At 51.4% G+C, this 12,663-nt stretch carries 11 protein-coding genes and 1 riboswitch; of the genes, 1 reads left to right on the top strand and 10 read right to left on the bottom strand.

Going from position 1 to position 12,663, the window contains the following annotated elements; genetic code table 11:
- Positions 1-7 precede the first annotated feature (7 nt).
- The 6 genes from PAHA3_RS22375 to cobJ form a co-directional block, all read right to left on the bottom strand.
- Entirely contained in the window at positions 8-1,288 is a 1,281-nt protein-coding gene (locus PAHA3_RS22375) for a bifunctional cobalt-precorrin-7 (C(5))-methyltransferase/cobalt-precorrin-6B (C(15))-methyltransferase (RefSeq protein ID WP_062836867.1), read from the bottom strand.
- Positions 1,251-2,387 carry a cobalt-precorrin-5B (C(1))-methyltransferase gene (locus PAHA3_RS22370; protein ID WP_062836866.1) on the bottom strand — a complete coding sequence of 379 codons (1,137 nt, stop codon included), beginning with the start codon at positions 2,385-2,387 and terminating at the stop codon, positions 1,251-1,253. The genes PAHA3_RS22375 and PAHA3_RS22370 overlap by 38 nt, the downstream gene beginning before the upstream one ends.
- A gap of 955 nt (positions 2,388-3,342) precedes the next feature.
- Positions 3,343-3,990, bottom strand: a complete 648-nt coding sequence (locus PAHA3_RS22365; RefSeq protein WP_062836865.1) for a precorrin-8X methylmutase — start codon at positions 3,988-3,990, stop codon at positions 3,343-3,345.
- Positions 3,991-4,061: 71 nt separating this feature from the next.
- On the bottom strand, positions 4,062-4,832 hold the full coding sequence (gene cobK, locus PAHA3_RS22360; RefSeq protein ID WP_062836864.1) for a precorrin-6A reductase: 771 nt from the start codon (positions 4,830-4,832) through the stop codon (positions 4,062-4,064).
- The gene (locus PAHA3_RS22355) at positions 4,829-6,076 is read right to left on the bottom strand and encodes a sirohydrochlorin chelatase (RefSeq protein ID WP_062836863.1); all 1,248 of its coding nucleotides are present in this window, start codon (positions 6,074-6,076) and stop codon (positions 4,829-4,831) included. The genes cobK and PAHA3_RS22355 overlap by 4 nt, the downstream gene beginning before the upstream one ends.
- Before the next feature lie 267 nt (positions 6,077-6,343).
- Complete coding sequence (gene cobJ / locus PAHA3_RS22350; RefSeq protein ID WP_062836862.1) at positions 6,344-8,275, bottom strand: precorrin-3B C(17)-methyltransferase; 1,932 nt, start codon at positions 8,273-8,275, stop codon at positions 6,344-6,346.
- Positions 8,276-8,589: 314 nt separating this feature from the next.
- On the opposite strand from cobJ, the gene PAHA3_RS31290 reads away from it, so the two are divergent.
- Positions 8,590-8,724 carry a hypothetical protein gene (locus PAHA3_RS31290; protein WP_442756980.1) on the top strand — a complete coding sequence of 45 codons (135 nt, stop codon included), beginning with the start codon at positions 8,590-8,592 and terminating at the stop codon, positions 8,722-8,724.
- Positions 8,680-8,871, bottom strand: a riboswitch (cobalamin riboswitch). (Overlaps the previous gene by 45 nt.)
- A 202-nt stretch (positions 8,872-9,073) precedes the next feature.
- On the opposite strand, the gene PAHA3_RS22345 is transcribed toward PAHA3_RS31290, so the two are convergent.
- From PAHA3_RS22345 to PAHA3_RS22330, 4 genes are all read right to left on the bottom strand, one after another.
- Positions 9,074-9,910 (bottom strand): uroporphyrinogen-III synthase, encoded by an 837-nt coding sequence (locus PAHA3_RS22345; RefSeq protein WP_062836861.1) that lies wholly within the window; start codon positions 9,908-9,910, stop codon positions 9,074-9,076.
- 132 nt (positions 9,911-10,042) lie between these two features.
- On the bottom strand, positions 10,043-11,185 hold the full coding sequence (locus PAHA3_RS22340) for a GerAB/ArcD/ProY family transporter (protein WP_062836860.1): 1,143 nt from the start codon (positions 11,183-11,185) through the stop codon (positions 10,043-10,045).
- A gap of 62 nt (positions 11,186-11,247) precedes the next feature.
- Positions 11,248-11,469: a hypothetical protein gene (locus tag PAHA3_RS22335; RefSeq protein ID WP_062836859.1), complete on the bottom strand. Its 222-nt coding sequence runs from the start codon at positions 11,467-11,469 to the stop codon at positions 11,248-11,250.
- Positions 11,462-12,661 carry a Ger(x)C family spore germination protein gene (locus PAHA3_RS22330; protein WP_062836858.1) on the bottom strand — a complete coding sequence of 400 codons (1,200 nt, stop codon included), beginning with the start codon at positions 12,659-12,661 and terminating at the stop codon, positions 11,462-11,464. The genes PAHA3_RS22335 and PAHA3_RS22330 overlap by 8 nt, the downstream gene beginning before the upstream one ends.
- Between the last annotated feature and the right edge of the window lie 2 nt (positions 12,662-12,663).

Below are 12,663 nucleotides of genomic sequence, written 5' to 3'. Positions count from 1 at the left end.
TGAAAAGTCATTCTGCCGTTCCAGCTTCCGCTTCCTCTTTTACTCCATGCTGTCCTGTGATCACGTAAATTGGGTTCAATCCGTCAAAACGGGTCATGTTCAGAATCGGCTTGCTGCGCGCCGTCTGAAGTAACGTCACCGCTGGGTCCAGGCCTGCTTCGCGCATGGCCTTCATGCTGTCATGCAGCGTCTCGATGGTCGCTGCATTCACCACGATGCGTCCCTCCGGGCGTAGCCGGGACGCACACAAGGCAATCAGCTGCGCGAGTTCGCCGCCGCTGCCGCCAATGAACACCGCATCCGGATTCGGTAGTTCGTCCAGCCCTGCTGGTGCTTTGGCATGAAGGACAGTGAAGTCTGTCCGGAATTTGATCCGATTGGCCTCGATGTTCACGAGGTCACCTTCATTTTTTTCGATGGCGAAGACTTGTCCCTGCGGCGCGAGCCGCGTGCATTCTACCGCCACCGAGCCGGAGCCAGCGCCGATATCCCACACAATGCTGTCCACGCCAATTTTCAATTCAGCCAAGCTGAATGCGCGAACCTCGCGCTTGGTGATCAGCCCTTTCTCCGGTTTGCGTTGATGGAATTCCTCGTCGGCAAAACCGAATCCCCGGCGCGGCGCAGGTGCATCCTTGCGGCGCAGCAAAATCACGACGTTCAGCGGGCTGCATTCTGCTGCCGCCAGCTCGCCCAAGGTGTAATGGCGGGCACGTTCATCTGCCCCGCCCAGGTTCTCGGCAACGTAGGCATCATACTCGGTCATGCCGAACTGTTGCAGATAAGCGCCGATCGCAGCGGGGCTGTTGTGCTCGTCCGTGAGCAGCGCAATTTTGGCTTTGCCATCAATGCGCTGTGCGAGGCCCTTGAGCGGGCGTCCGTGCACGCTTTCGAGCACGGCATCGTGCCAGCTCTCGCCAAGCTGGGCAAATGCCAGCTGCAGCGAGCTGAGATTAGGCCGGATCTCCAGTTGATCCGGGCCGATTTTGCGCGCTAAATACCCGGCGATGCCGTAGAACAGCGGGTCTCCTGAGGCAAGCACAACAACGTTGTGTGTGGCCTGCAACGCTTTTATTTTCACAACCAGATCGCTTAAACCGCTCTTAATCGCTAACTTCTCACCCGCAAATGCCGGGAAATATTGCAGCTGGCGCTCTCCGCCAACAAGTACATCTGCCTCCTGAATGAGATTCAGGCTATCCGTTGTCAATCCTGCCGCGCCTTCTTCACCCACGCCGATAATGCGGATTTTACGATTCTTTGCTCCAGTTGCTGTCTTCGAGTTCACTGATTTCCGCCCTCCCCAGTTCCATTCCTTTCATCGTGACCAATACCACTTCCACCGTTATGCCGCCTCCCGCATGTTCCAAACAGTGCTGGCAAGCATATGTACATAACTTTTCAAAATAGGGCAAGTACCCGGCCTCAGTCATCATATCTGCCACCTGAGTCGCCGTGTTGGCTTCCTCGATCGCTTGCGCCAGTTCATCTCCGGCTCCGGTCTCGCGGGCCACGGACGCAAGAAATCCAAAATCCACCGGCGCACTCTTGGAGTGCACCATCATGACGCCTTGAGCCACTTTGGCAAATTTGCCAGGCATCCCGACCAGACTAATTCGTTTCATGCCCAGTCGTTTACCATGTTTGATCGCAAAGCCGACAAAGTCTCCCATTTGAATAAAGGCTTCCTCTGGCAGCTCGGGCATCATTTTCATCGCGTATTTCTCACTACTGCCGCCCGTGGTCAGCACAATATGCTCACAGCTGGATGCCTGAGCAACGGAAATAGCTTGCACCACACTCGCTCTGTAGGCAGAGGTAGAGAACGGAACGACCACGCCGCGTGTACCTAAAATGGAGATGCCGCCCAGAATCCCGAGCCGGGAATTCAGGGTCTTCTTGGCGATTTCTTCGCCATCCGGCACGCTAATCACGACCCGCACCCCTCTGGCTGTGCCATGTTCGGCAAGCACCTGGGTGACGGCCTCGGTAATCATGCGGCGCGGAACGGGATTTATTGCCGCTTCGCCTACAGGCACGGGAAGTCCGGGCTTCGTGACCCGGCCAACGCCGATACCTCCATCCAGCTCCATGCCCGGCTCGTCCCGCCAGGACACATGCGCGATGATCTTTGCCCGATGCGTGGCATCCGGGTCATCCCCGGCGTCCTTGATCGTGGCACAGGTCGCTACGCCATCGGTCAGTTCCTGCTCGATCAGTTCGAACGAGTGGTCAAAGCCCGCGGGCAATGAAACCACGGCCTGTGCCGGCGTAACACCTGTTAACAGGAGCTGCGTCGCTCCCTTGGCAACGGCTGTTGCGCATGCTCCTGTGGTGAAGCCGGAACGCATTGGTTTGTCGGGGTCTGGTGTATTGCCGCCTATCATGGGGTTTGAACCTCCCGTCCTTTAATTAGCTAGTTTAAATGAGGTGGCATTACGCTGCGTGTGTGGGTGGTGGCTTTGGGAGCTTAGGTGGCCGCTACGGGGACGGATCGTTCTTATGATCGCTGTTGTCTCCAGATTTCTTTGATTCCCTTTTCTAAAGGGAGAAATCCGGAGACAAAGGCGACCGCTCCGCTTCTTCAGAATCGATTCCGTCCCCTTCGCTGCTACCTGCTTCTGCATCCACCTGGCACAGTGCGAAGTGCCACCTCTTGGGCTAAACAATGCCCTGAGGTTTATTTTGGGTAACTGATCATTCCATGCCAGTAGGACTTGGCTTGGAATGTAGTTACGCAGTTTTGTGACTGTTTAGCATTCGGTTGATTATCTACATGGCTTCACTCGAACTCTTGGCGTCAGTGCGCATCAATGGCTAGTGCCACCTCTTGGACTAAACTATGTCCTGAGGTTATCTTGGGTAACTGATCATTCCATGCCAGAAGGACTTGGCTTGGAATGTAGTTACGCAGTTTTGCACTTGTACTTCTGCTACTCATTTATGCGAGTGGGTGATGCTTGGGAATTTAAACATCTAATGCGCGGCGAAACGAGCTTACCCATAAAATCCGTTTCAGTCATGCCACTATGAATGGATGTCTTTTGATGACATCTACTATTTTTAACGAACCGAGGAAACGTTATTTGGACCAAATTCCACAAACGAAAATTGTAACGAATTACAGCGACGTTATTTCATTAAAAAGACGTTACTTTCACTACTTTTCGCTTTCTCCAACGGAATAACGTTACTTAAGTTCGTTAAAATATGAAACGGATGATAATCGGCAATATAAAGCCTGTAAGGTTCGTTAAAGTTCGTTATAGTTTCCTGAAATTCGTTAGCGGCTCGTTTGCGTCACGATTGCCTTTACTAACCAGTGATCGTTTATCTAAACGACTACGCCTTCACTGCCATCAGGGAGATGGCGTTCAAGGCAGCTACAACGATGGTGCTTCCGCCTTTGCGGCCGATGTTGGTGATAAACGGGATGTCGAGTTTGCGCAGCTCGTCTTTAGACTCGGCTGCAGATACGAATCCGACCGGCATACCGATGATCAGGCCTGGTTTGGCTTCGCCTTCTTTGACCAGACGGATCAGCTCCAGCAGTGCTGTTGGGGCATTACCAATGGCGTAGATTCCGCCTTCGTATAATTGGTTTGCTTTACGCGTCGAGATGATTGCCCGAGTGGTGTTCAAGCGTTTGGCTTCCTCCATCACATCGGGGTCGGAAATATGTACGTGCACATCTCCGCCAAAGCCGCGAATGCGATCCTTGCTCACGCCAGCTTGAATCATCTGTACGTCAGCGATGACGGATTGCCCGGCGCGAAGTGCTGCAATCCCTGCTTGAATGGCATCCGGGTGGAACACCATGCTACGGCCCAGTTCGAAGTCAGCCGAGGCGTGAATGACACGTTGTACCACGGGATATTGCTCATCCGTAAAAGGATGCTCACCCAGTTCCTCCGTGATCATCTCAAAGCTTTTGCCTTCAATCTCCTGTGGTTGTACGGTCAACGGTTTAAATTCCGTTTTGAAATCCATGTGCATTTCACTCCTTCAAGTAGTCGTGTCATTCAAAAATTCATTATTCAAATTAAAACTATTAGGGAGTCCTACTGCACCAATACGCGCTTCAACTCATCCAAGACACCTTCAAAAAGGTCAAACACCGTCCCAAACTCAGCCTCAGGGCGTGAAATCAGCACAACATGAATGCCCAGCTCCAGTGCAGATTGGATTTTCTCATCCACTGCTCCGGTCTTGCCGCTCTCCTTGGTAACCATTACGGTCGTCGCATAGTGCTTGTACAAGGCTTCATTCATTTCACGGGAAAATGGTCCCTGCATCGCAATAATATTGCGCTGTTCCACGCCAAGCTCACCGCATTTCTCCATATTGTCGAGACGTGGAAGCATGCGGGCTACGAGACGAATGTCCGGATCACCGAGCAGATGCTTGGTGAAGATCTGCAACGTTTTGCTACCTGTCGTCAGCATGACTGAGCCCTTGAGTTCTTTGGCCTTCAGTGCCGCTTCATCATAGGAAGATACGACATGAAGCAACGCATGATCATCGTAAGCCAGACCCGTGCGCTCATAACGAATATATGGTATGCCCGCCTGTTTGGCTGCTTCCATCGCATTGGCATGTGCTTCTTCGGCAAACGGATGACTTGCATCCACGATGGCACGGCTACCTTTTTCACGCACCAGTTCCACCATGGCTTCCACAGTCAAACGGCCTGTCCGAACAGGTAATCCGGCTTCTGTCAGGCTATTCGCCGCACTGTCGGTTACAACAGAAGTCAGCACGTCTGCACCTTGCTGCTGAATCTGTAGAGCCAGTTCCCGTGCATCACTTGTACCACACAACATGAAGATCATGGACGATTCACCTGCTCTGAAGTTGCTGCAATCTCAGCCTGATCGGGAGAAGCATCTTCTTGTGCATTTCCTTCATGCTCGTGATGCGTATGATGCAACTCTCCATCGTGATCATGATGATAATCGAGTGATGCTTCACGATCGACGGCAGTCTGTTTTTGCTCATGATCGTGGTCATGCTTATGCGAGTGGTCTTCATGTGCATGTACGTGCTGATGGTCATGCTCGTCATGACGATGCGAATGATCATGATCCGAATGATCGTGATGGTGCACATGGCTGTGTTCATGATGGTGATCGTGACTGTGCTCATGTCCATGATCGTGATCATGGTCGTGGTCGTGATCATGGTGATGATCGTGGTCATGCCCATGGTCGTGATCATGATGGTGGTGATGGTGTTTGGCTGCTTCAAGTCTGAATTGGCAGTTGTCACAGTTGGCTGTTACACGTCCGTATAACCCCTCATGGGCCCGCTCCAGTACGAGTTCAACCAGTTTCGGGTGAAATCCAAAGTATCCGCCAACCTCGACCTGAATGTCTGGATGTGCTGCTGCAAATTCTGCGGTCATTTCATCAATGCGCTTGATCAGTACACCTGTGAACAGGAAATAAGGCATAATGATGATTTTCTTCGCACCCAGCAAGAGACAGCGCTCTAATCCATCCGGGAATGAGGGCTGAGTTACGCCAATAAAGCTGCTTTCCGTCCACTTGTACGGCAGTTTCTCCCATAACATCCGGGTCATTTTGAAAAAGTCACTGTTGGCATCCGGGTCACTGCTTCCCCGTCCAAGCACCAGTACTGCGGTCTCTTCATCCGTCACCGGAGCAGGTGGAGCCGCTACCGCTGTTCCGCCTTGGGATGCCACAAGTACAGGTTGAGCTTCTTGCAGACGGGTCTGCATGATTTGAACGACTTTCTCATGAACACCGATGGGACGACCATATACAAATTCCACCTGCGGATAACGTGCCTTGGCACGGTCAATAGCGTTAGGAATATCAATCTTGGCATGACCGGCAGCAAACAAAATGATCGGCACCAACACGACACGTGTTGCCCCTCGATCCACACAAGCGGTAACGCCTTCAGCAATACTTGGTCTCGTTAACTCCAGAAAACAGGTCTCCACCAACGTATTCTCCGGCGCCTTCGCCGCTACCTCACTTGCAAACTCCTTCAGTTCCCGGTTCCCCTCGGGATCACGACTCCCGTGTCCCACCAACAATATTGCATCCATCTTTTGTTATTCCTCCCCCGTCTGACCCGCAGATCAGACTTTTCATATTCATTCGGCACTCCAGTCCATCCGGCAAAAACGACGTCAAACCAATCATTCCATCCATTCGCTACATTACTCGTAATAATCAATCCATCTATGTCAGCTGAAATTCAGCGAATATTGCAAATTATTAGATACGCCTGACAAGTTACACCATCACGTCTTCCCAAAGGAAGCGATTCAGTCAAGGACTTAATCAAGGCTTAGTCAGGATTTAGTAAGGAATTAGTCACCACATATCGGGTTTACTTCTACCGTGACCGGTGCATCCACATGGCGGAAGCCCTGAATTACGCCAACTCGTTTGAAGAATTTGTGGAATCGCTCGTTCGGATGGCCTTTTTCCTTGTAATCGGCTACAATCCGTTCCACAATCCCACCAATCTGGTCACCCGGAATTCCCTCCGCTACGGGCTGGGCAGGGTGAGCATTACGTCCGAACTTCTTGCCCCCGAGGAACAGGTCATATGCACCTTTGCGATACACGATGCCGATATCCTCCAGCACTGCCCCGTAACAAGCCATACCGCAGCCATTCAGCGCCACACTTGTTTCTTTAGGCGCACCCAGTCCACCAATCACGGCCTGTAAATGGTTAGCCATCGGGACAGCATCGTCCTTCTCCATGTTGCAGAAGTCACAGGCCTTCACCTTGATGACATCACCGATCGGCACAACGATAAAATTCGCTGCACGCAGCTCTTCAACCAACGAGTCCGGTTCAAACGTCGGCACTCTCAAAATAATCTGGTGCTCCGGCGTGTATTCCAGTTCGCCGTCTTCACTTGCACACTGCGCCAGCAGCGCCATCTGGGCGGCGGTGAATTTTTTGTTGCCCACGCCGGGCGACACGCCGACTTCGAACAGCGGCGCCTTGCGCCCAGGCTCGGGCGCAGTGCGTACCGCCGTTGCGGTCGCGGCCTGTTGCGCACTTGCCGTTCGGCTCGGCGCTGCTGCATCCAGCCAGCGGCTCGCCGATTCGCCCGCGAGCGCGCCGCCTGCCGCGAGCCGCGTCAACGCCTCAGCGGCGAGCGCAGCTGCGCCGGCGCGTGGCGCTTCCGCGACTCGGCCCGGAGCGGCCTCTGCCGCAACGGGCGCAGGTCGCTCGCCGGCAAGCACGGCGGTGCCAGCGCTGCTCGCCGGGCTTGCCGCAGGCGTAGCGGCAGCAGCCCCGGCGCCAGCGGGCGGCTGCCCTTGCGGAGCCATGCCCTGCGCGGCGCTTGCGCCGCGCAGGGCTGGCTCCGTCTGTGGCTGCGCGGCCGCTGCCTCGCTGGCCGCGCTCTCGCCCGCTGCCTCGCCGGAGGCGGCAGCGCGGGCTTCCCTTGCGCCGAGCGACCATGGCTCGGCTTCCGTGCGCAGTCGCTCATGGGGTCTGAGCGACTGTTCCGCGGTATTCAGCGTGTATTTCCGCTGATACCCGCGCGGTGTGACCATGAGTCCTTCGTACATCATGGTCGAGGAGTTGCCGATAATCACCGTCGTCAGCATGCCGATATCATGATTCAGCATATCCTCGAGTGTGGTCATGACGACGTCCTGACGCTCACGATATGCACTTTTCACCAGACCTACCGGGGTCTGTGGGTCACGATAACGCAGAATCATTTCCTGCGTCTCCACGATCTGACGTGTACGCCGTCCACTGCGTGGATTGTACAGAGCAATGACAAAATCAGCGGATGCTGCAGCTTCGACCCGGCGAATAATGGTCTCCCACGGCGTGAGGTGATCACTGAGGCTGATCGTACATGCATCATGCATGACGGGGGCACCCAGCAGTGAAGCACAAGATTGAATGGCCGACACACCCGGAATGACCTCAACGGCAACACCGGTATCCGGCTTCCAGCCTTGCTCCATCAGCACCTCGTATACCAAACCTGCCATGCCATATACGCCTGCGTCACCACTGGAGATTACGGCAACAATTTTGCCCATCTCCGCCTGTCTAACCGCTTCTTGTGCGCGGCTTACTTCCTCCGTCATGCCTGTGCGTACAATCGCTTGCCCGTTCAACAGAGGTCGGATAAGATCCACATAAGTGTTGTATCCGATAATAACCTCGCTCTCCTGAAGTGCCTCGAGTGCCCGCTTCGTGATATGTTCCATCGCTCCCGGACCAAACCCGATAATCAGCAGCTTGCCTTGACCTTGCATTGCTTCTCCTCCTCCATCACACTTGTCCTACGGATTAAACAGTGAAGAAGGGCGGCTATGCCGACCTTCTCCCTAACTGTAAAGCGTGTTCAATTCATCGTCCTGTCAACGCAGATCATCGAACCCAGCTCTTCTAAACCAACTGCATGATCAAACTAATCTATTCCTCTACCTGCAATTTCCCGACATATAGTTGGGAATCGCAAGAATGTACATTTATCTAAAAAAACAAAAAAATCCCATCCTTATAACGGATGGGATACACATGTACGTACACTCAAGAACACAGTCCCAGACTCCCAGAGGGTATTCCTGTGACTATGTGGCCCAAAGGGGACCAGCCGGGCGAACTGCTTGTTCGCCCAATTCCTGATTCTTCGTACACCATTCCTTTCCGCGAAGGGTTCGGTGACACATGCAAGGTAGGTCTCCTGGCTTTGGATCATTAGCTTCCTTTTCTGTCTTCCCCGGCTTTTTGCGAGTGACTTGGATCAAAAAGGGCTTCACCATTACAGTGGCGGGACCGCTCGGGACTTTCACCCGATTCCCTGTTACCTCTTGCTGCACGCAAGAGCACCTTGCTTGTTTTCATTCAATATTGTTTTCATAATAACACCGCTCAGGAAATAATGTCCATGCTTATGATACTTGTCCATTCTTCTATTTTCAGACAAAACAGAAAAAAGTCCTGATCCAGAAATCGGATCAGAACCAGGAGTAAGCTATGCATATACGATTCGTTTTAAATCATCCAACTACCTTAGGATTGAATACACGTTAATACATATTGATCAACTGTTATTGCAGGCCACGAACTTTGTCCGCATGACCCGCCGCAAAGTAACGTCCGAGTTCAACGATGAGTGCGCCCATCTTCTCTTCCTCTGGAATGACCAGCGCCTCAATGCCCTCTTCACGCATGGAGTTTGCTGTGACTTTCCCTACAGAGGCAGGGATTACACCTTGTCTGAAGGCTGCGAGCATCGGTTCAAGCTTGTCCTGCGATGCTGCATATTCAGTCAGAAACCGGACCTGCGGTCCACTCGTGAAGGCAACCGCATCAACCTCACGCTGTATAATCTCATTTAAAAGCAGTTCCAGCTCTGCCTCTTCCGGCGGTACATGGCGATAAGGCAGCACTTGACGAACAATTGCCCCTTGTTCTTCCAACCAGGCTACAAGCTTGGGAGCTGTCTCCCCGTGAAGCTGCAACATAACCTTTTTTCCTTTAAGATCATGGGATGCGAATTCACGAATAAGCCCGTCCGTACTACCATCATCATCTCGTACCAGCGGCGTTAACTTGCGCTTTCTGAGTGCATTTACCGTCTTGTACCCTCTGGCTGCAATCGGGGATTCCGACAATGCATCCAGTAATTTTCCCGCCACTTCCATATCCTCGGCCATCTCAAACAAAGCGTCCAATCCCATGCCCGTGGTCAATACCGCCCAGTCCGGCGGGTCCGAGATCCAGGATACCAGCCCGTCCCTGATATTCCGATCATCCAGAAATACCGTTCCCTGTGCCGGTCGCACAAGCGGGATTCCACCCATTTTTTCAACTAGTAAGGACATTTCTTTCGATTTTCGTGGTCCTGTCAATGCTACACGTACACCTGCCAAATGTTGAGCCATTCATGTTCCCCCCGTTAGTTCAGCCGAATGTTCATCTCAGTCTGACTACAGTATACAGGGTACTTCTGTGAAGGGAAACTGCACTTCCCCTCTTTTTGCCCGTTCATCTATAACGATTTTTGATGGAATGTATCAGGAAGGCTGGAGTTCTCCACCGTGAGAATCCTTCCGTCCTTTCTCCACATCCTTCATGGAATCTTTCGATTCTTGTGCCTTCTTTTTGCGAGGACGAAGGAAAAGAAACAGCACGAGAGGGAACATCACTTCAAATACAATGGCGATCCATGTCCATTCCCGAGTAAATCGATAGAGCTGAATTGCGTTTCTGAAAAACCAGAAGGCACAGACAAAACCCACCAGCGCGACTGGGCCTGTCATGACCTTTCCCGATACGTTCGGAATCATCCGCTTCAATCCCCAGCAGACAAAATACAGATCAAATGCAATTTTCGTAATCATGGTAGGCAAGGTTGCGGCTGCCAGTGCCAAGTCAAACCGGTCCAGAAAGTCACTGATTTGCAACTGCCTTGCCAGTTCATACGAAGGGTATACCAGTCTGGAGGCGATAGGCACACCAATCGACGTGATGGTTTCCACCATAATCAGCATCATCAGCAATCCGGAAATAATCATCCCCCAGAACACAGGTTTGAAGCGAAAATCACTGCCCTTGACGACAAAAGGCAATGCGATCATCTCTCCATAAAAAGAAAATATGTACCAGCTCCCTTTTCCCACACCCGCGGGATCGACATGAAAGTAGGGCATCAGATTATCCATATTCACCTGCTGAATCAGCATGAAAGGCACAATTACAGAATTCAACAGGAACAGGGTAACATACAGTTCTGCCATTCCGATCAACGAGCCAAGCCCACCTCTGACGATAAATACCGCCATAATCATAAGTGACAATACCACAATTGAAATCGGTGTCGTTTCCAGCAACGTTATGCTGACGTAATCACCAATTAATCGGATATCTCTTGCAAATACGAAGAAAAAAAACAGAATGTACATTACGCCTGCGAGCCTTCCCAACAAGGGGAACCTCTCAACTAACGCTTCAAACAGATCCTGGTTCGGAAATCTCCGCTGAACCCGGCTGATCATCCACATGGATACAAGCATCACCAAAACGACTGGTACATACGAGAGGTAAGCGTGCTGTTCCGCATAAAAGATGGCCTGTGCATGGGGCTGAATCAACGTACCCGTAATACTAAGCAGCAGCACGAGCAATACGATCTGTCGATGAGTCACACTCTGATTCATATAGTACCTCCTTTCCATCATTTATTATTTAATCTGTACTCCGCACCATCCTTAGTCTCTATCTATGGTAACGGTAAGAATCGCTGAATCACATGGCTGATCCATACCGCTACAAAAAAGGTTTTGCTCAAATGGGTGATATATAACCAAATGCCTGTTCCCAATGCAATCAGCCCATAGGATAACCAGCGATTAATAACTGCCGCCTGCTTCAGATGTCTGAAATCCATCACAATAACAACGATAACCATCCCCAGATAAGTGAACAAAAGTGGTTTAATCATGTACGATATCCTCCTCAACGACACCGATCGGTTTATTGACTACCCCTACATTTTCAATAATGACATGCGGGATAACGTTCACCTCAACATCAGGATAGATATCATCCCATCGATCCTTCATTTTGTCCCACTCTTTAGGCAAGTGCTGATGGATGGATCGACCGATCCCGAGAATATCGGCATGATATTTTTGCTGAATTAATCGAATTCCTTCAACGATATCCTCTTTTATTTTTTTGTGGATCGCGTCATTTAGTTTCAGTATCTCTTTCTCACGCAGATCACCGTAATTCGATTCGTTATCTACTACGACTCCTTTGGCGTACAATTGAACGGTCACGGTAACCTTGTCATCCTTGACAGTGGGGTGCAGTGAAGAGTTGTTCTCGTTCAGCTTGATGAATATATCTCCGTCTCCGCGTGGAGACTTGATCATAACTTCCGGTGCATTGGCTTCCCCCATAGCGAGGATCAGGGCATCGGCAGGGGCCTTGTCGATCATGCCAACCAGCTTGTCTTTCTTGAACACGGCCAATCCATCCAGCTTGATATTTGTTTTGGCATCCTTCCAATCTTTTGGAACATTGTCCACTTTCGAAGCAACCGGCAGGAATGGATCTACGCCATCACTAAGAATAGAATCGATGAACGTTTTCAGTGAGCGTGGATTCCGCATATTTAGAAAACACAGCTCTCTCACCATCTCGGATGGAAATTTCTCTATAGGTGCATCCGTATCCATTACGGCGTATGCTTCACCTTTTGTGACGACTGGCAATGCTGAGAATCGATTAAGCGGGTAACGTGTAAACAAATCGAGCATGGAGGCAACGCCGTCCCGGGCAAGATCTTCCCCAATGAGCATGGTACGGCGGTGCGCATAATAAATCTTGCGAGATAGCGCTTTTTGGCCCTCAAGTGTAGTCCCCCGTAGCGTCTTCGCCGTGTTGGACAACATGAACCATGATTTGTCCCCGCTTGTACCTCCGCCACCGCCTGTACTGCCAGAAGCACCGGATTGACCGGGAAGAGCAATCTGCAGACTGGATCTGTAGTTCTCTCCTTCCTTATCAACCGCAATTCCGATCACAAAGGCAACATCATTAATTTCCTTACGATCCCAGCATCCTGCTATGAAAAGGGTACATAGCAGCAACATCAATACAGCGCGAATTTTTCGAATAAGAAACATGT

Source organism: Paenibacillus amylolyticus (assembly GCF_001570725.1).
In the GTDB taxonomy this organism is placed as follows: Bacteria; Bacillota; Bacilli; order Paenibacillales; family Paenibacillaceae; genus Paenibacillus; species Paenibacillus amylolyticus_A.
This window is presented reverse-complemented; position numbering and strand designations above follow the sequence as displayed.